Origin of the sequence: Pseudomonas sp. RC10, assembly GCF_038397775.1 — a bacterium.
Lineage (GTDB): Bacteria > Pseudomonadota > Gammaproteobacteria > Pseudomonadales > Pseudomonadaceae > Aquipseudomonas > Aquipseudomonas bambusae.
The window spans coordinates 2,401,370-2,420,065 of the sequence record NZ_CP151650.1; the positions used below are offsets into that span (position 1 = coordinate 2,401,370).

12 protein-coding genes and 2 pseudogenes are annotated in these 18,696 nt (G+C 61.3%); 7 read left to right on the forward strand and 7 right to left on the reverse strand.

What is annotated here, in order from left to right; genetic code table 11:
• Window positions 1-129: 129 nt before the first annotated feature.
• Window positions 130-948 carry an alpha/beta hydrolase gene (locus AAEO81_RS11175; RefSeq protein ID WP_341963674.1) on the reverse strand — a complete coding sequence of 273 codons (819 nt, stop codon included), beginning with the start codon at window positions 946-948 and terminating at the stop codon, window positions 130-132.
• Window positions 945-2,093 (reverse strand): FAD-dependent monooxygenase, encoded by a 1,149-nt coding sequence (locus AAEO81_RS11180; RefSeq protein ID WP_166594913.1) that lies wholly within the window; start codon window positions 2,091-2,093, stop codon window positions 945-947. The genes AAEO81_RS11175 and AAEO81_RS11180 overlap by 4 nt, the downstream gene beginning before the upstream one ends.
• 356 nt (window positions 2,094-2,449) lie before the next feature.
• On the opposite strand from AAEO81_RS11180, the gene AAEO81_RS11185 reads away from it, so the two are divergent.
• The 4 genes and pseudogenes from AAEO81_RS11185 (at window position 2,450) to AAEO81_RS11200 (ending at window position 8,499) form a co-directional block, all read left to right on the forward strand.
• A complete protein-coding gene (locus AAEO81_RS11185) occupies window positions 2,450-3,499 on the forward strand; it encodes a 2,5-dihydroxypyridine 5,6-dioxygenase (RefSeq protein ID WP_166594914.1) in 1,050 nt (349 codons plus the stop codon).
• A gap of 200 nt (window positions 3,500-3,699) precedes the next feature.
• Window positions 3,700-4,158, forward strand: coding sequence for a MarR family winged helix-turn-helix transcriptional regulator (locus tag AAEO81_RS11190; protein ID WP_341963679.1), 459 nt, complete (start codon window positions 3,700-3,702; stop codon window positions 4,156-4,158).
• Between the two features lie 262 nt (window positions 4,159-4,420).
• Window positions 4,421-4,909, forward strand: a complete 489-nt coding sequence (locus AAEO81_RS11195; RefSeq protein ID WP_341963681.1) for a (2Fe-2S)-binding protein — start codon at window positions 4,421-4,423, stop codon at window positions 4,907-4,909.
• 14 nt (window positions 4,910-4,923) lie between these two features.
• Window positions 4,924-8,499, forward strand: a pseudogene (locus AAEO81_RS11200) (molybdopterin cofactor-binding domain-containing protein).
• 109 nt (window positions 8,500-8,608) lie between these two features.
• On the opposite strand, the pseudogene AAEO81_RS11205 reads toward AAEO81_RS11200, so the two are convergent.
• The 4 genes and pseudogenes from AAEO81_RS11205 to AAEO81_RS11220 all read right to left on the reverse strand — a co-directional run bounded on the left by AAEO81_RS11205 (window position 8,609) and on the right by AAEO81_RS11220 (window position 14,176).
• Window positions 8,609-9,250: pseudogene (locus AAEO81_RS11205) on the reverse strand (TetR family transcriptional regulator).
• A 5-nt stretch (window positions 9,251-9,255) separates the two neighbouring features.
• Window positions 9,256-10,599 (reverse strand): CDP-diacylglycerol--serine O-phosphatidyltransferase, encoded by a 1,344-nt coding sequence (gene pssA, locus AAEO81_RS11210; RefSeq protein ID WP_341963683.1) that lies wholly within the window; start codon window positions 10,597-10,599, stop codon window positions 9,256-9,258.
• 232 nt (window positions 10,600-10,831) lie between these two features.
• Window positions 10,832-13,030, reverse strand: coding sequence for a TonB-dependent siderophore receptor (locus tag AAEO81_RS11215; RefSeq protein ID WP_341963685.1), 2,199 nt, complete (start codon window positions 13,028-13,030; stop codon window positions 10,832-10,834).
• Between the two features lie 141 nt (window positions 13,031-13,171).
• Complete coding sequence (locus AAEO81_RS11220) at window positions 13,172-14,176, reverse strand: NADP-dependent oxidoreductase (RefSeq protein WP_341963687.1); 1,005 nt, start codon at window positions 14,174-14,176, stop codon at window positions 13,172-13,174.
• Window positions 14,177-14,413: 237 nt separating this feature from the next.
• Between AAEO81_RS11220 and AAEO81_RS11225 the strand changes: the two genes are divergently transcribed.
• Window positions 14,414-15,175: an SDR family oxidoreductase gene (locus AAEO81_RS11225; RefSeq protein WP_341963689.1), complete on the forward strand. Its 762-nt coding sequence runs from the start codon at window positions 14,414-14,416 to the stop codon at window positions 15,173-15,175.
• A gap of 89 nt (window positions 15,176-15,264) precedes the next feature.
• Here the strand turns inward: AAEO81_RS11225 and AAEO81_RS11230 are convergent, their stop codons facing one another.
• On the reverse strand, window positions 15,265-15,840 hold the full coding sequence (locus AAEO81_RS11230) for a TetR/AcrR family transcriptional regulator (protein WP_341963690.1): 576 nt from the start codon (window positions 15,838-15,840) through the stop codon (window positions 15,265-15,267).
• A 158-nt stretch (window positions 15,841-15,998) separates the two neighbouring features.
• Here AAEO81_RS11230 and AAEO81_RS11235 point away from each other — a divergent pair, with 158 nt between their 5' ends.
• Complete coding sequence (locus tag AAEO81_RS11235) at window positions 15,999-17,483, forward strand: mechanosensitive ion channel family protein (RefSeq protein ID WP_341963692.1); 1,485 nt, start codon at window positions 15,999-16,001, stop codon at window positions 17,481-17,483.
• A 138-nt stretch (window positions 17,484-17,621) separates the two neighbouring features.
• Window positions 17,622-18,551, forward strand: coding sequence for an LD-carboxypeptidase (locus tag AAEO81_RS11240; protein ID WP_341963694.1), 930 nt, complete (start codon window positions 17,622-17,624; stop codon window positions 18,549-18,551).
• The last annotated feature ends 145 nt before the right edge of the window (window positions 18,552-18,696 follow it).

An 18,696-nucleotide genomic window follows, 5' to 3' on the forward strand; every position in this document is an offset into this window, starting at 1 on the left:
CCGGTCTGAAGTCTGATACAGATCCTGTAGGAGTGAGCTTGCTCGCGATGCGTTGAATCAGTCGCTTCAACGGTGCCTGACAAATCTCAATCGCGAGCAAGCTCACTCCTACAGAGGGGGCGCATGGCGCTAAGCCAATGGCGCACCCAGAAAATCCCCAAACGCCGCAAAGAACCCCGGCAGATTGTCCCACGGGATCATGTGCCCGGCGTCTTCCACCCGTGCAATCTGAATCGTCGGTTGCAGCTGTCGGATTTCGGCCTCGTCTTCTGCCTGAATCACGCCGCCGCGCGTCGCGACAAGGAGCAGGGCAGGGACCGGCAGGTTCGGCAGGTCCTGGTGGAAGTCCTCGTCATGGAAATCGTTGAAGGCGCGGACGATGGCCGGTTCGTAGCAGGTGTGCAGCCATTCCGCACGGAGCTGCAATTGCTCGTCGGTCCAGGTCGCGCAGAAGGCGCGCATGTCGTCGGCGGTCATGCCGAGTTGCGACTGGCGGATCGAGTCGACGTACCACGGCAGTTTCGACGGGTATTCGCGACGCCCCGGACCTGACACCGGCGGGTCGATCAGCACCAGGCTTTTCAGGCCTTTCGGGTTGCGCACCGACGCCCGCACCGCAAAACGCGCCCCCATGGAATGCCCCACCAAGTGATAGCTGTCGATGCCCATCGCGGCGGCAAAGGCGCTGATGTCGTCGGCGCAGGTGTCGACGCTGTAATCCAGGTCGGGACCGGTGGACGATAAACCGCGACCGCGGGCGTCCAGCACGTAGGTGTCGAACGACTGACCGAAGCGTTCCGCGACGAAGCCCCAGGTGATTGCCGGACTGGTGATGCCCGGAATCAGGATCAGCGCGGGTTTGCCCGCGTGTTTCGTGCCGCCGTAGCGCAGGTAATGCTGACGAATGCCGTTGGCCTGGACGTTGCCACCGTGAATGAACGTGCTCACGCGATCACCCCCGATTTCAGTTCCTGACCATAGAGGTCGTAACCGTAGACCCAGGCCGGGTCTTCTTGCGTGCGAAGCCAAGTGTTGGCGTTGGACACGGCCTGTACGCGAGAGGCGCGTTCCTTGCGGTTGGCTTCGTAGAGTTCGAAGGCGGTGCGGTAGTCGCTCACACCGGTTTCTTGCAGGCAACGGGTCAGCATCGCGGCGTCTTCAATCGCCATGCCCGCGCCTTGGGCCATGTGCGGCTTCATCGGATGGCAGGCATCGCCCAGCAACACCAGGCGCCCACGACTCCACAGCGGCAGCGGATTGCGATTGAGCAGCGGCCACTTGGTGACGCTCTCGGTGGACTCGATCAGCGCCTGCACGGTGGGGTGATAGCCAGCGAAGGCTTCGTACATTTCGGCCTGGCTGCTGTCGACGAAGTTGCCGTCAAATTCCCACGCAGGGTGGGGCACGCCGGTGACGTAGTAGTACTCGTCGCGTTTGCCGGTGGTGTGATAGACCATCATGTGACGGTCCTCGCTCCACCATTTCACGCAGTTCTCGAAGTCCAGGTTGTATTTGGTCAACACGTCGCTGCGGATCAACGCGCGGTGAGCGACCCAGCCGCTGTACAGCGGTTTTTCATGACCCAGCAATTCTTCGCGGATTTTCGAGTTGATGCCGTCGGCACCGATCACGATGTCGGCATCGGCATGGGTGCCGTCGGCGAAGTTCAGACGCACGCCGTTGTCGCGCTCTTCAAGGGTGGTCAGGCATTTGCTGAAATGCACGCTGCCCGGTGCCAGGGTCGACATCTGCAACGCGTGCAAGTCACCACGGTGCACGGTGATGTAGGCCGCGCCATATTCCTTGCGTGAGAATTCACCCAGTGCGATGCGCGACAGGTAGTCGCCGGTGGCGCCATCCCGGCTGAACCAGAAATCCGGGTGCGAACCCATGTCGCTCAGCGGCTGCTCGATGCCCATGCGGCGGAAAATCTTCATGATGTTCGGGCCCATATGAATCCCCGCACCAATGCGGGAAAACTCCGGCGCTTGCTCATAAACATCGACGTGAAAGCCTGCTTGTTGCAGCAGAGTGGCGGCGGCTGCCCCACCCAGACCGGCTCCGACGATGGCGATTTTTTGCGTAATAGGCATGGCGCGCTTTCCTTCGTGTTTCGTGAATCCTGGATGAGTGACAGGCGATTGATGATGGTCGCCGTATTGCGTTTTTAAAGTGTATACGCTCAATTTTTAAAATGTGAATAGCTATTTCAAAAAATCTCATGCGACGTCGCAAACAGGCATGTCACTGTTTGTAACCCAGCAATTACGGGGTTTGTGTACATGGGTAACGATTTGGCGTGTCTATTGCAGACTGCACTCATTTGATGTCTTATCGCTTTTAATTAGTGTGTACGCTTTAAAAAATGCACTAGTCTGAAGCGTGATGCCTTTCAATGGTGCATGCGGGCCGGGTGGGCACACCCAGCCGAATGCCGAGGAGACGAGAGATGCCGGTTAGCGATTGCGAATTGACCCAGATGTTCGAACACGTGCTGAAACTGTCGAAAGTCGACGCCACTCAGAGCGTTGCGGTGCTCAAGAGTCACTACTCCGATCAGCGCACGGTGCGGGCTGCGATGGATGCCGCGCAGCGCCTGGGCGCCAAGGTGTACGCTGTGGAACTGCCGTCGTTCAATCACCCCAAGGCCATGGGCAACGACATGACCGCGTACTGCGGCGACACGGCGCTGACCGGCAATATCGCCGCGCAACGGGCGCTGGAGGCGGCGGACCTGATCGTCGACACGATGATGCTGCTGCACTCGCCAGAGCAGGAACAGATTCTGAAGACCGGAACACGGATTCTGCTGGCGGTAGAGCCACCGGAAGTGCTGGCGCGCATGCTGCCAACGCTGGCTGACAAGGAGCGGGTGCTAGCGGCTGAGCAGGTGCTGAAAGGCGCGCGGTCGATTCACGTGAAATCCCGTGCAGGCAGCGATTTCCGGGCGCAACTGGGGCAATACCCTTCAGTCACCGAGTACGGATTCGCCGACGAGCCGGGGCGCTGGGACCACTGGCCAAGCGGCTTTCTGTTCTCGTGGCCGAACGAAGAAACCGCCGAAGGCACGTTGGTCATCGACGTGGGCGACATCGTGCTGCCGTTCAAGACCTACTCTCGCGAGCAGATCACTCTGGAGATCGAGAAAGGCTTTATTACCCGGATTCACGGCGGGTTCGAGGCCGAATACCTGCGTGATTACATGAAGTATTTCAACGACCCGGAGGTGTATGGCATTTCCCACATCGGCTGGGGTTTGCAGCCGCGCGCGCAGTGGACGGCCATGGGGCTGCACGACAAAAACGACGGCATGTGCATGGACGCGCGGGCGTTCTACGGCAACTTCCTGTTTTCCACCGGCCCGAATACTGAAGTGGGCGGCAAGCGCAAGACGCCGTGTCACCTGGATATTCCGCTGCGTCATTGCGACATTTATCTGGATGATCTGGCCGTGGTGCTGGGTGGGGATGTGGTGGCGCCGGAGGCCTCGAAGGCTTGATCTGGCGTCGGGGCTGCTTTTTGTAGGAGCGCGCTTGCCCGCGATTGGGGTGTTTCAAACGACATATTTCAATCTGATCCGACGCAATCGCGGGCAAGCGCGCTCCTACAAATGGATCTGCAGTGGTCTGAAGATTCCCCTATACCTCAGCAACCGTTAATGTACCCACCACTTCCCAAAGCCCGCCGAACGAGTCATCCGTGTCCACTGACAACCCCTCCAACAACGATCAGTCCTACACCTTTTCCGAACAAGTCGGCCACTTGCTGCGCAAGGCCTACCAGCGGCATCTGGCGATATTTCAGCAGAACGTCGGCGACTCGCAGCTGACGGCGGTGCAGTTCGTCACCCTCTGTGCACTCCGGGACCACGGCCCCAGTTCGCAGACCGAGCTGGTTAAAGCCACGGCGGTGGATCAGGCGACCATTCGCGGCATCGTCGACCGGCTCAAGGCCCGCGACCTCATCAGCCTCGATCCAGACCCGCAGGACCGCCGCAAAGTCATCTGCAGCCTCACCGACAGCGGCCTCCAGTTGGTGCAGGAAACCGTTCCCCGCGCGGCGCAGATCAGCGAAATCACCCTCGGCAAACTCAACCCCGCCGAGCGCGTGGCCGTTTTGTTCTTGCTGCGCAAGCTCATTGATGAGCCGGAAGAGTAAGTCCCGAGGTTCAAACGCCCCTGCGCATATGTTCCCCTTGTGGGAGCGAGTTCATTTTGGGCGGCATTCCGACGATGCATTTCCATCGGATGCCCAACCGCATCGCGAATGAATTCGCTCCTACAGTCTGATCTCCATTCCCGCACGACAAACTCCGCCGTCTTACGTCCATTTCCTCACTGGCACGCTTCCTGCTCTCTGTTCATGAAGTAACTACTTCACCAAAAGGCCGAGACACTCGGTAACAGATAGGGAAGGCGAGATGAGCGAGCCGCAAGTGGCGGGAGAGAAGACCGTGACCTTTCAGGTCAACGGTCAGGTGGCATCCGTCACGGCGATGGCGGACACCCCGCTGTTATTGATCCTGCGCAATGACCTGCACCTCAACGGCCCGAAATACGGCTGCGGTCTGGGCGAATGCGGCGCATGCACGGTGATCGTCGACGGGGTTGCAGCGCGTTCTTGCGTGTTCCCGCTCGCCGGGGCTGAGGGGCGGCACATCACCACCCTGGAAGGCATTGGCTCCCGCGAGTGCCCACATCCGGTGCAGCAGGCGTTCATCGACGAGCAGGCCGCGCAGTGCGGCTACTGCATGAACGGCATGATCATGACCGCCAAAGCCTTGCTCGACCGCAATCCGCACCCGACCGAAGCGCAGGTTCGCAACGAACTGTCGGCCAACCTCTGCCGCTGCGGCACCCACATTGAAATTCTTCGCGCGGTCATGCGGGCCGCCCGTCACCCGCTTTGAACGGATCGAACCCCATGACCCAGACCACGCCCACTCGCGATTCCTTGTTGGCCCAAAATGGCGTCCTGTTGGTCGTCGATGACATCCAGCCGCCGCCCGGCCTGGTCGCGAAAGGTGGCACACCAGCGCTTAAGCCCAAGGAGTTGGGGCTGTTCATCGCCATCGATCAGAACGACACGGTTTACGCCTTCAATGGTCACGTCGACCTCGGCACCGGCATCCGCACGTCCCTGGCGCAAATCGTCGCCGAAGAACTCGACCTGCGCATGGATCAGGTGACCATGATTCTCGGCGACACCGAGCGGGCGCCCAATCAGGGCGCGACCATCGCCAGCGCCACCCTGCAGATCTCCGCGATCCCGCTGCGCAACGCCGCTGCCGAGGCTCGCCGTTATCTCTTGAATGCAGCCGCCGAAGGCTGGGGCGTCGAGGCCGAAACGCTGGTCATCGAGGGCGGCATCATCAAAGCCCCCGACGGTCGCAGCATCCGTTTCGGAGAGCTGCTGACCGATCAACACATCGAGCTGCGCATTTCCGGCAACGCGCCGCTGAAGCGCCTCGAAGACTACAAGCTGGTGGGCACCGTCGCACCGCGCGTGGACATTCCGGGCAAGGCCACCGGGGAATAGATCTACGTCCACGACATGCGTCTGCCGGACATGCTTCACGGCCGCGTCGTTCGCCCGCCCTATGCGGGTTACGACATCGGCGAGTTCGTCGGCACCAGCCTGTTGGGCGTGGACGAGGCGTCCATCGCCCACATCCCCGGCATCGTGCGAGTCGTGGTGATCGGGGATTTCGTCGGCATTGTGGCGATGCGCGAAGAACAGGCCGCGAAAGCCGCCAAGGAATTGAAGGTCAGTTGGAAGCCCTGGCAGCATCAATTGCCCGACATGAGCGATATCGAACAGGCGATTCGCGACAACCCCAAGGTGCAGCGAGTGGTGCTGGACAAGGGCAACGTTGATGAAGCGCTGAACAACGCCAGCGAGCGGATGACCCGCACCTATCTGTGGCCCTACCAGATTCACGGCTCCATCGGACCCTCTTGTGGGCTCGCGGACTACCACGATGAGGGCATCCGGATCTGGTCGGGCACGCAAAACCCGCACATGCTGCGCGCCGACATCGCCTGGCTGCTGGAATACCCGGAAGAAAAAATCGAGATCATTCGGATGGAGGCGGCAGGCTGTTATGGCCGCAACTGCGCCGATGACGTGTGCGCCGACGCGGTGTTGCTGTCGAAAGCGGTCGGCCTGCCGGTGCGCGTGCAACTGACCCGCGAGCAGGAACACGCGTGGGAGCCCAAAGGCACGGCACAGTTGATGGAAGTGGACGGCGGTCTCACGCCCGAGGGCGAGATTGCCGGGTACGATTTCACCACCAGCTACCCGTCCAATAATTCCCCGACCCTCGCACTGCTGCTGACCGGGCGTGTGGAGCCGGTGCCGGTGATGTTCGAAATGGGCGACCGGACCTCGATCCCGCCCTACGACATCGAGCACATGCGCGTGACCATCAACGACATGGCGCCCATCGTTCGGGCGTCGTGGATGCGCGGGGTGTCGGCGCTGCCCAACACCTTCGCTCACGAATCCTACATCGACGAACTGGCGTTCGCGGCGGGCGTTGATCCCGTGGAGTATCGCCTACGCTATCTGCACGACGACCGGGCCTCGGACCTGGTCAAGGCCACGGCCGCTCGCGCCGACTGGTCGCCGCGCACCCAACCGATGCAAACCCCCGAAGAAGACGGCGTGCTGCGCGGGCGTGGGTTCGCCTACGCGCGGTACATCCACAGCAAGTTTCCCGGCTTTGGCGCGGCGTGGGCGGCGTGGGTCGCGGACGTGGCAGTGGACAAGCACACCGGCGATGTCTCGGTGACGCGGGTGGTCATCGGCCATGACGCCGGGATGATGGTCAACCCGGCGGGGGTGCAGCATCAGATTCACGGCAACGTCATTCAATCCACCAGCCGCGTGCTCAAGGAGCGGGTGACCTTCGAAGAATCGACCATCGCCAGCAAGGAGTGGGGGGGTTATCCAATCCTGACCTTCCCCGAGGTGCCCAAGGTTGACGTGATGATGATGCCGCGCCAGGCTGAGCCACCCATGGGCGCCGGGGAGTCGGCCTCCGTGCCGAGCGCGGCAGCCATCGCCAATGCCATCTACGACGCCACCGGCATTCGTTTCCGTGAGCTGCCGATCACCGCCGAGCGCGTACTGGCGGCGTTGAAAACCGCAGGCGACGACGCCAACAGCCATCCGCCGGAGGCGCCGAAAGCCAAACGCTCGAAATGGCTGTTCGGCTCGTTGTTCGCCGCGTTCGGGGCCGTGCTGGGTGTCGTGGCAACCGCGTTACCCTGGCGGGCCGAGATCGCGCCCATTGCTCCGCCCAGCGCGGGCACCTGGTCCGCCGCGACGCTGGAGCGAGGTCGTTTGCTGGCGTCGGCGGGGGATTGTGCGGTCTGCCATACGGCACTCGGTGGCGTGAAAAACGCGGGCGGCTTGGCGATGCAAACCCCGTTCGGCACCTTATACAGCAGCAACATCACGCCCGATCCGGAAACGGGCATCGGCAACTGGTCGTATCCGGCGTTCGAACGGGCGATGCGTGACGGCATCAGTCGCGATGGCAAGCATCTGTATCCGGCATTTCCCTACACGGCGTTCCGAAACATCGACGATGCGGACATGCAGGCGCTGTACGCGTACCTGATGTCGCAAACCCCGGTCAAACAGGTCCAGCCCGCTAATGACATGCAGTTTCCGTTCAACATGCGGCCGTTGATGGCGGGCTGGAACGCGCTGTTTCTGCGCAAGGGCGAGGTGCAAGCGAAGCCCGAGCAGAGCGCGCAGTGGAATCGCGGGCAGTATCTGGTCAACGGGTTGGGGCACTGCGCCGCCTGCCATTCACCGCGCAACGTGATGGGCGCGGAGAAGGGCGGGGAGTCGTTTCTGGCGGGAGGCATGGTCGATGGCTGGGAAGCGCCGGCCCTCAACAGCCTGTCGAAATCGCCGACGCCGTGGACCGAAGACCAATTGTTCAATTACCTGAGCACCGGCTATTCCGATGCCCACGGTGTGGCGGCGGGACCGATGGGGCCGGTCGTCTCGGAATTGGCAAAACTGCCGAAGACCGACGTGCGGGCAATGGCGGTGTACCTGGCGTCGCTGAACGGGTCGGCTGAGGCATCGACGGCTTCGGTTTCGGCGCCTGCACCGGTTCCGCAGCCGAGTGTTTCGGCCTTGGCGCTGAGCAATGGTCAGCGGGTATTCGAGGGATCATGTCAGGGCTGTCACGCCGATGGTCTGGGGCCAAAGTTGTTTGGTGTCAGCCCTTCGCTGGCGAGCAACACCAACGTCCACAGCGCGATGCCGGACAATCTGATCAAGGTGATTCAGCAGGGGATTTCCAACCCTGCAACGCCGGATCTGGGGTACATGCCGGGGTTCAAGGACAGTTTGAGCGACACGCAGATCAGTGATCTCGCGGCGTATCTGCGCAGCCGGTTCGCGCCGAACGAACCGCAGTGGACGGGATTGCAGGAGAAAGTGGCGTATCTCAAGGCCAATCCCGGAAGCCATTGAATCCACGCCTCCTGTAGGAGTGAGCTTGCTCGCGATAGCGATGTATCTGTAACGACGATTCGCCTGATACATCCTTATCGCGAGCAAGCTCACTCCTACAGGGTCTGCGTCAACCCAACACCATCACCCCCCGCACCACCAAATCCTGAATAAACGCCAGCCAGTCCCGTCGTTCCCCCTGACCCGCGAGGTCTTGTCCGAGAAACGAAGTCAGGGTGTGAAGGTTGGAGTTATAGAAGTAGCAAAGCGACGCGATCATCAGGTAGACGTGCTTCAAATCCACGTCGTGGCGAAACAGCCCCTGTTGCTAGCCGGCTTCGATGATCGGCCGCAGCACGCCCACCGCTTCTCCCGACAATCTGCGCAGCTCGCTGGACTGCTTGGCGTGCTTGCCTTTGTGCAGGTTTTCGATGCTGAGGATGGCGACGAATTCCGGGTGGGTCACGTAGTACTCCCACACGAACGCCACGAGCTGGCGCAGGGTTTCAATCGGCGTCGCGGGGTCGAGCTTGAGGGTGCTTTCGGCCTGATTGAAGCGCTCGTAGGTGTGTTCGAGCACTTTGACGAACAGCTTTTCCTTGCTGCCGAAGTAGTAATAGATCATCCGGTCGTTGGATTCAGCCTCGGCGGAAATCTTTTCGATGCGGCCGCCCGAATAGCCATCGCGGGTGAAGACCGTGATGGCCGCCTTGAGGATGCGAGCGCGGGTTTCTTCGGCTTGCTGCGCGCGGACGCCGGTGTTCTTGCTCATGGCGGTCAGAGAATCCGGTACAACAGGCGTTCGACCCGCACGCGGCTGACGCGGCGCAGAAAGGTCCGCACCCCAATCGGGTATTCGCTCAGGGTGTCCAGTTCATCGAACTTGCCCACGCGATGGGTGTTGCGCATCAGCAGGTCGATCTCCTCGGCGCGGGGTTTCAGCCAGGTGCCCTTGGGGTCGTCAATCAACACCGCGTTTTCCAGGTCGAGCTGGAACGCGCGCGGGTTGAGGTTGTTGCCGGTGAGCACCGTGTAGCGCTCGTCCGACCACAGACCCTTGAGGTGGAAGGTGTTGTCGCCGTCTTTCCACAGGTGAATATTCAGGTGGTGCTTGGCCACGGCGGTCTGATGCTTCTGCATGAACCGGCGCAGGCTGATTTCGTACAGATACGGCAGCGCCGAGATGACCTTGAACGGCTCTTGAGGGGGGATGAAGAAGTCGTTGGCGGTCTTGTCACCGATGATGATGTCGATCCTGACGCCGCGTTTCAGCGCCCGGTTGATCTCGCGTTTGACCACCAGCGGCATGTTGAAATACGGCGTGCACAGGGTCAATTGGTCGCGGGTTGCAGCGATCAGGTCGCACAACACTTTGCTCAGCGGGTTTTTGTTGCCGATGCCCAGCAGGGGGATGATGCGGAACTCGCCGTTTTCGCGGATGCCCTCATTCACGTCGTAACTGGCGCGCTTGAGGTGCTGGCGGAACTGGCGGATCTCGCCGCGAATGCTGCGGGAGGTCGGCGGGGAGGGCAGGTCGAGCCGATGCACGGCGTCGGACGGCAAAATGTCCTTTTGCACCAGACGCTGGAACGAGTCGGCGAGGTCCTTGTTCTCCAGCAACTGATAGCGATCGAGCCGGTATTTGGCGAGTTTGTGCAGGTAGACATTGTTGATGCTGGCGCCGGTGTAGATCACGCAGTCGTCGACAATGCTGCCCTTGAGGTGCAGGACGCCAAACAGCTCGCGGGTCTGAACGGGCACGCCGTAGATGGGCACTTCCTGTTTGTGTTCGAGGTTCTGCGCCTGATACCACGCCGAGTTGCCCGCCTGTTTCCCCGCGCCGATCAGCCCGCGTTGAGCGCGGAACCAGTCCACCAAGACAACGATGTCCAACTCCGGCCGGGCAGCCTTGGCGGCATACAGTGCGTCGAGGATTTCCTGACCGGCTTCGTCCTGTTGCAGGTATAACGCCACGAGGTAGATGCGCCGCGTCGCTGACGCGATCTTCTCCAAGAGCGTGCGGCGATAGTCGGCAGCGCTCGGCAGAATGGTGATCGCCGCGCTGGACGATTCGAAACCGCGCAGCGCTGCAAGGGTAGAACGTCGGAAGGGAGCCCGCATAAGCCTCTCGATGGATCGAAATCAACAGCGCACGAGCTTACACCAGAGTGCGCCCTGTGGTGGCTTTGGCAGCGGGATCAGCGACTTGTTCAGCGAAATATCAGGGAGTGAGAGTCAGATCGACTGTAGGAGCGCGCTTGCCCGCGATGGCTGACGTCAGGTGACGAATGGGTTTACTGAAACACCGTCATCGCGGGCAAGCGCGCTCCTACATGACCCGTTCGTGCAGGGATCAGAAATCAATCGTGCCGGAGAATTTAACCAGCCTCGGATCGCCCTGGGTCAGGTAGCCGCCATTCGCCGAGGCCCAGTAGTCCTTGTTGGCGATGTTTTCGACGTTCACGCGCAGGGTTACGTCCTTCTCGGCAACCTTGAAGCCATACCGCGCGCCTGCGTCGAACCGGTTCCAGCTCGGCAGGCTGAGGTTGTTGGCCTGATCGGCGTACTGCCCGCCGGTGCGCAGGAACCGCGCATTCAAGGCCACACCTTGCAGCCCTGGCACGTCCCAATCGACGCTGGCGTTCATCAAGAACGTCGGAACGCCGATCGCGTGGTTGCCGTCGTTGGTGCCACCTTGGGTGTCTTCCAGCTTGGACTCCAGCCGCGTCGCGCCGCCCACCAGACGCAGGCCTTCAATCGGTTCGCCATAAACGCTGAGCTCGATGCCGCGGTTGACTTGCTTGCCGTCACGCACGAACAGGTTGCTCGCCGCGTCAGTGAAGCCATCGGTCGGTTTCTCGATGCGGAACGCCGCCAGATTTGCGCCGTAAGACCCCATGTCCAACTTGATCCCCGCTTCCAACTGCTTGGTGCGGCCTGGCGGGAAGGACTGTCCGGCATTGAGCACGGTGCCACTGGCGGTCGGACCCTGAGCAAGGCCCTCAATGCGGTTGGCGTACAGGGACACGCTCTCGATCGGTTTATAAACGATGCCGTACACCGGGGTGGTGATCGAATCGTCATACAGTGCGCTGCGGCTGCCGTCGTTGTTGCCGTACGGCACACCGCCAGACGTCGTGCCTTCATAGGTGTAATTTTCCACGCGCAATTGCTGGCGACGCACGCCGTAGGTCAGCAGCAGCGTGTCGTCGAACAGGCCGAAGGTGTCGGACACGGCGAGGCTGCGATTGCGGGTCTTGCCGGTGACGCCCGGATCGCCCAGGTCACCGCCAGTCAGCGAGACGGCAGTCGGTTTGCTGAGGCTCGGGGTGTTATAGATGTTGGTCGCCCGGGCGCGGAAAAACTCGTAGGCATTCTCCTGCTCGGTCCAGATGCTCGACGCCCCGATGCTGATCTGATGGCTGATCGGCCCGGTTTGCAGCTTGCCGTTCAGACCCGCCATGACCGTGGCGTTGTTTTCGTTGTGCGGAATGATCGATCCGGCAATGGTGCCCGCCCCCGTTGCAGCGTTGGTCAGGGTCGGCGTCCCGTAGAGACCGGTTTCCCGCGTGTGCTTGCCGCCACCGGCCAGATACGCCGTCCAGCTGTCGTTCAAGTCCCACTCGCCGCGCATCATGCCGAAGGTGTCTTCGGTTTCGGTGTAGCTCCAGGGCTGGCCGTAGTTGTGGTCGGCGTTCGGCGCATGGGGGATGCTGGTCAGCCCGGCACCCAGCTGCACCGAGTTGCGCAGATGGTTAACGCGCTCTTTCTGGTAGCCGAAGTCGGTGGACAAACGGAAGGTGTCGCCCCGGTAGTCCAGGCCGCCGACGAACAGTTTGCTGCGCTGATCCTGATCATGGACTGCTGTTTCACCTTCGCGTTGGCTCAGGTTTACGCGGGCGCCGAAGCGGTTGTCTTCGCCAAAGCGCTGCCCCAGGTCCAGGTGCTCGCCAATACGGCCATCGGTGGTGATGTCCTGGGTGTAGCGGCGGGTCGGCGTGTCTTCGGCGCGTTTGGGTTGCAAGTTGACGGTGCCGCCCAGGCCCGAGCCGGTTGGGCTGGCGCCATTGATGAAGGCGTTGGGGCCTTTGAAGACCTCGACACGCTCGACGGCATCAACGGAAAGAATTTGCCGAGGCAGGACGCCATACAGGCCGTTGTAGGAAATATCGTCGCCGTTTAAGGGCAGGCCACGAATGACGAACGCTTGCGACTGGTTGCCGAAACCGGCCGATTGACGCACCGATGGGTCATTGAGCAGCACATCGCCGACGTTTTCAGCCTGCTGATCCTCGATCAGTTTCGAGGTGTAGCTGGTCATCGTAAACGGCACGCTCATATTGTCCTGATTGCCCAGCACGCCCATTTGCCCGCCCCGGGCAACCTGACCCCCTGCAAATGCTTCGGGCAAAGCGCCTGGCGTCTGTTTGATGGCTTGGGCATCGACGGCAGTGGCGCCCAGTTCGATGGCTTGATCGGCAGCGTAGGCGCTGACACTGACCGAGCAGCACAAAGCGAGCAACGTCGGACGAGAGGGGAGGCGGATGGCCATGGGAAGCTTCCTGTAGAGGTCTAGTCTGCGAAAAGCCTCCCTGGCAATGCGAATGTTTCTTCGGCGCAGATGCTAGCAGGAAGTAGTTGCGAATTGTTATCACTGCTGACAGTTTTTTTTACATTTTTTTCACATTGGCGCTTAGACCTTCAGCACCAACTTCCCATGGTTTTCACCGTTGAACAGCATTTGCAGGGTTTCAGGAAAGGTCTCCAGACCTTCGACGATGTGTTCTTTGCTCTTCAACTTTCCTTGAGCCAGCCAACCGGCCATTTCCATGCCTGCTTTGGCGAAATGCTCCGCATGATCCATGACCACGAAACCCTCCATCCGCGCGCGGTTGACCAGCAGCGACAGGTAATTGGCCGGGCCTTTGACCGCTTCCTTATTGTTGTACTGGCTGATCGCGCCACAGATCACCACGCGGGCTTTCAAGGCCAGGCGGGTGAGCACCGCGTCGAGAATGTCGCCGCCGACGTTGTCGAAATACACGTCCACGCCTTTCGGGCATTCCCGTTTCAGGGCCGCGTGAATGTCTTCGTTTTTGTAGTCGATGACGCCGTCAAAATCGAACTCGTCGATCAGTGTCTGACACTTCTCTTTGCCCCCCGCAATGCCGATCACACGGCAGCCTTTGATCTTGGCGATCTGCCCGGCGATGCTGCCCACCGCACCCGCTGCCCCCGAGATGACCACCGTGTCGCCTGCTTTCGGCTGACCCACTTCCAGCAACGCGAAATAGGCGGACATGCCGGTCATGCCTAACGCAGCCAGGTACACCGGCAGTGGCAATAGCTTCGGATCGACCTTATGAAACCCCTTGGGCTCACCGACGAAATAATCCTGAACCCCAAGCACGCCCTGAATGTAATCGCCGACCGCGAACTTGGGGTTTTGCGAGTCGATGACTTTGCCGACCCCCAGCGCGCGCATGACGTCGCCCAGGCCGACTGGCGCGATATACGATTTCCCCTCGTTCATCCAGCCGCGCATGGCGGGGTCGAGCGACAGGTATTCGCTTTTCACCAACACCTGCCCCGGCGCTACTTCTGCCACGGGCGCAGTCTGAAAAGTGAAGTCGTCTCGGCTCGCAGGGCCTTTCGGGCGACGGGCCAGTAAGAATTGTCGGTTGGAGAGGGCAGTCATGGCAGCGTCCTGATGGAAGGAGAAACGCCAGTGATAGACCCGCCGTCGCGTCCTCGCAAGCAAAGCGCTTGAAGCGAATGCGTGCCGATCCATTTCGATGATGCGGCGTTTGGGCTTTATCACTGGCACCCATGATTCCGTAACCGGGGTTTTGATAGTGCTGATGCGCTCGGCATCGCCCTCGCTAAACTGGCAGCACAGACGATCTGCGTCACCCCATAACAAAAGGATCATTCCATGAGCATGACGTTTTCCGGGCAGGTGGCGCTGGTCACCGGTGCAGCAGCGGGCATCGGTCGGGCGACCGCACTGGCCTTCGCCGAGCAGGGGTTGAAGGTGGTGGCGGTGGACCTGGACAGCGACGGTGGGGAAGGGACCGCCGAACTGATTCGTCAGGCCGGGGGCGAGGCGCTGTTCCTGCGTTGTGATGTCACTAAAGAATCCGACGTGCAGCAGATGATGATCAAGGCCGTCGAGGTGTTCGGCCGGGTCGATTACGCCTTCAACAATGCGGGGATCGAGATCGAAAAGGGCCGTCTGGCCGAAGGCAGCGAAGCCGAGTTCGACGCGATCATGGGCGTCAATGTCAAAGGCGTCTGGCTTTGCATGAAGTATCAATTGCCGGTGATGCTGGCCCAGGGCGGTGGCGCCATCGTCAACACCGCATCGGTCGCGGGGTTGGGCGCTGCGCCGAAGATGAGCATTTACGCGGCGTCCAAGCACGCCGTCATCGGCCTGACCAAATCGGCGGCCATTGAATACGCCAAGAAACACATCCGGGTCAACGCGGTGTGCCCCGCCGTGATCGACACCGACATGTTCCGCCGCGCCCACGAAGCCGACCCGCGCAAGGCCGAATTCGCCGCCACCATGCACCCGGTGGGACGCATCGGCAAAGTCGAGGAAATCGCCAGTGCCGTGCTGTACCTGTGCAGCGATGGGGCAGCGTTCACCACCGGGCATTCGTTGGCTGTGGATGGCGGGGTGACGGCGTTTTGACCCGTCAGACCGTGCGCGACGTTTGAGCACGCCACACTTCTTTTGGGATTGTGGTGTGTCAGAAAAACGCAGCGTCCTTGGTCGTGTTTCTACGATTCAAGCGCCTTGAGCAGTGTCTTGCCGGTGTTGAGCAGCTCGGCTTTCAGTGCCTCATCCGTCACCGCCCTCGACAACCCGAGCGCCCCTACCAGCGCGCTCATCGCCAACAGCGCCTGAGCGCGTTTTTTGGCGGGTTGCTTGCTGCTGGTCAGCGCGGTCACCACCGCCAGTTCGTTCTCCAGTTCCCGGGTGTAGAGATCACGTATGGGGTCGCTGCTGCGGGCCACGTCATTCATCACTGAGGCCAAGGCACAGCCTGAACCCGGGTCGTGCAAATGACGCTCGCTCAAGTAGCTTTCCACCAGGTCCGCAAGGGTGAGTGTTGAATCGGGCGCGGTGTATTTTTCGAGTTTCTCAGCGCGCTTGTCGAACGCACACTGCAACGCTTCTTCCACCAGTTTTTCCCGCGATTCGAAATGCTTGTAGAAGCCGCCACCGGTCCGGCCCGCTTCTTTCATCAGGTCAGCCACGCCGATCCCGTTCAGCCCGACCTCGCGGAATCGCTCGGCTGCCAGATTGACGATGTGTTCATGAATGACGGCTTTGTCCGCCTGCGAGCGCGACATGGGATTCTCCGGTGGACGCTGTTCAACGAAATATAGGAGGCGATCATACGCCAGATTTTACAGTGTGTGTCTTACGGTTCGGCGCTGCCGCTCGCTGTGCTATTGCCCCCACCGTATTCAGCTAAGCTGCATGGGCTGTTCACCTCCAGGGAGCGCCGATGGATCACCTGTGGTTTGCCTACCCGTTAATCAGCGCGTCCGTGCTGTTGATCATCGATCTGGTGCTGTGGCAGTGGCTGCACCCGCGTTTTCTACGCCGCAAACTCGCCTGCCGACTGGCCCTGTTCGTGCTGTTCAGCATGGCGCTGCTCGACGGCGGGTTGAGCCCGCTGTATCCGGTGCCTGCCGACTGGCCGGTGTCGCGTCATGTGCTGGGGACGATTCTGACCATCGCGTGGTGGCTGTTCGGCGCACGCACGCTCACGGTTCTCGCGGTCGTGGTGATGGAGCCGCGCATCGGCGGCAAGGGTCACCTGCTGCAAGACGTGATGGGCGCGATCATCTTTCTGGTCGCGGTCGTGGCAGCCGCCGCGTACGTGCTGGACCTGCCGGTCAAAGGCCTGCTGGCGACGTCCGGCGCCGTGGCGATCATCCTTGGTCTTGCGGTGCAGAGCACGCTGGGCGACGTGTTTTCCGGGATCGTCCTCAACGCCACCAAGCCTTATAGAGTCGATGACTGGATTCGCGTCGACGACATCGAAGGCAAAGTCATCGAAATCGACTGGCGCTCCACGCATCTGCTGACGTCCGAAGGCAGCATGGCGGTGATTCCCAACTCCATGGCGGCCAAGACCCGCATCGTCAACTTCAGTCGCCCTGACCATTTTCATTCCGTCACATTGAGCATCGAGCTGCCGACGCGTCTGCGGCCGAGCCTGGTGCTGGACTCGCTCGACAAGGCCATCCTCGGGTGCCGCGAATTATTGGTCACGCCCAAGTCTTCCGCGGTGGTGGTGAAGACCGGGTTGCGCAGCGTTGAATACGAAGTTACCGGCTACGTGAAATCACGCGACCGACGCTCGGCGGTGCGCAATCAGCTGTATGACCTCATTCACCGGCAACTCGCGGCCACGGAAACCCGGCTCGACCAGTCCCGACCTGCCACCCGGCCGTCTGCCGTGCTCAACACGGTCGGGGCGCTGCGCATGCTCAGCGACGAAGACCGCGCCCAGCTTGAACTGCACATGCATTTGGGTGCCTACGGGGCCAAGGACGTGGTGCTCGCGGAAGGCATCGTGCCGGACGCGCTGTACATTATTGAGTCCGGGGTGATGTCGGTGTCGATCCAGCGCCCCGATGGCTGGCTCGAAATCGGGCGCATGGGGCCGGGCGAACTGTTCGGCGAGACCGGGTTCGTCGATGGCACGCCGACCGCAGGCCGTTTCTGTGCCTATACCGACTGCATGATTTACCGCATCGACAAGGCCGATCTGGAGCCGTGGCTGCAAGAGCACAGCGAACTCATCGGCGCATTGGCGGGGCTGGCGAAGTTCCGCACCAAAGCCCGCGCTTCGATGCTTGACGTCAAGCCGGTGATCACCGACCCGAGCGGCTTCATGGGCTGGCTGCGCAAGAACGTGACGCGCTTCCAGGTGGGTCGTGGGCCGGGTGTTGGACCGGGGCCGACTGACAAAATGAGCTGATGTTTCGCACACGCACGGGGCGAGGTTCTCGCTCTCTTTCAGGGATATCACACGAGGCTCGGCGAAACCCGCCTCTGGATTCAATACAGGGAGTGCTCTAAATTGCTCGCTCATTCGAAAGTCAGCCGAGTCGTTGAAATGCCTGCAGTCCGCCCGACCCTCAACCCCCAAATCCTGCGTGTCGGTGATGCCGTCGCGCTGGTGTCGCCCGCTGGCCCCGTGGCCGAAGCGAGAGTGGAAGCGGCGGTCCGCGAATTGTCAGCGTGGGGGTTGCGGCCCCGGGTTTACCCCCATGCGCTGGAGGCCGAGCATTTTCTCGCGGGCAGTGACGCCCATCGCGTGACCGACCTGAACGACGCACTGGCCGACCCCGAGATTCGCGCGGTGTTGTGCACACGGGGCGGCTACGGCGTTCAGCGAATTCTCGCCCACGTGGACTACGAGGCCGTGCGCCGCGATCCGAAGCTGGTGGTCGGTTTTTCCGACATCACGGCGTTGCACGCGGCGTTGTGGACTCACACGCGGCTGGCGACCATTCATGGTCCGGTCGCGGCACAACTTGAGCGGGGAGGGTTGTTTGCCAGCACCTTGCGCCACGCCCTCATGAGCCATGAACCGTTGGTGGTCGAGGCTGAGCAGGACGAGCCTACCTTTAGCGTGCGGACGTCGGGCATCGCCCACGGCACCTTGTTGGGTGGCAACCTGACCATCTTGAGTACCTGCATTGGCACGCCTTTTTTTCCAGACGTCGACGGCGCGATTCTGCTGATCGAAGACGTGGGCGAGTTGGCGTACCGCGTCGACCGTTCTCTCACCCACCTGGCTAACGCTGGAGTGCTCCAGCGCCTGGCCGGCATCGCGATAGGCCAGTTCAGCGAGCCGGGGCACGGCAATAACGCGATCCGTCCTCCCGATGTCTTGCGCGAGCGCCTAGGCGGCTTGGGCATTCCCGTGCTGGGTGGGTTGTCCATTGGTCACGGCGACCGGAACCGGGCGGTGGCGTTGGGCTGTGCCGCCACGCTGGATGCCGATGCGGGCACGTTGACGGTGGCGGCTGCCGTCCGCTGAATAAGAGCGTTACCGGCGCACGGGTGTCACCGATTGCCCGATTTCGGTCCGTCCAGCGCGTTACCTTTCGTCGCATTCACCCTTCATTTGAAGGGTGAACCTCACGTGTCTCCCTGATGAAGATTCAACTCGCGCCGATAACTAT

Bases quoted from the DNA above. Each gene is read 5' to 3' on its own strand.
- AAEO81_RS11220 (WP_341963687.1), bottom strand. From the start codon at position 14,176: ATGACTGCCCTCTCCAACCGACAATTCTTACTGGCCCGTCGCCCGAAA.
- AAEO81_RS11215 (WP_341963685.1), bottom strand. From the start codon at position 13,030: ATGGCCATCCGCCTCCCCTCTCGTCCGACGTTGCTCGCTTTGTGCTGC.
- AAEO81_RS11225 (WP_341963689.1), top strand. From the start codon at position 14,414: ATGAGCATGACGTTTTCCGGGCAGGTGGCGCTGGTCACCGGTGCAGCA.
- AAEO81_RS11180 (WP_166594913.1), bottom strand. From the start codon at position 2,093: ATGCCTATTACGCAAAAAATCGCCATCGTCGGAGCCGGTCTGGGTGGG.
- AAEO81_RS11185 (WP_166594914.1), top strand. From the start codon at position 2,450: ATGCCGGTTAGCGATTGCGAATTGACCCAGATGTTCGAACACGTGCTG.
- AAEO81_RS11230 (WP_341963690.1), bottom strand. From the start codon at position 15,840: ATGTCGCGCTCGCAGGCGGACAAAGCCGTCATTCATGAACACATCGTC.
- AAEO81_RS11195 (WP_341963681.1), top strand. From the start codon at position 4,421: ATGAGCGAGCCGCAAGTGGCGGGAGAGAAGACCGTGACCTTTCAGGTC.
- AAEO81_RS11240 (WP_341963694.1), top strand. From the start codon at position 17,622: ATGCCTGCAGTCCGCCCGACCCTCAACCCCCAAATCCTGCGTGTCGGT.
- AAEO81_RS11235 (WP_341963692.1), top strand. From the start codon at position 15,999: ATGGATCACCTGTGGTTTGCCTACCCGTTAATCAGCGCGTCCGTGCTG.
- pssA (WP_341963683.1), bottom strand. From the start codon at position 10,599: ATGCGGGCTCCCTTCCGACGTTCTACCCTTGCAGCGCTGCGCGGTTTC.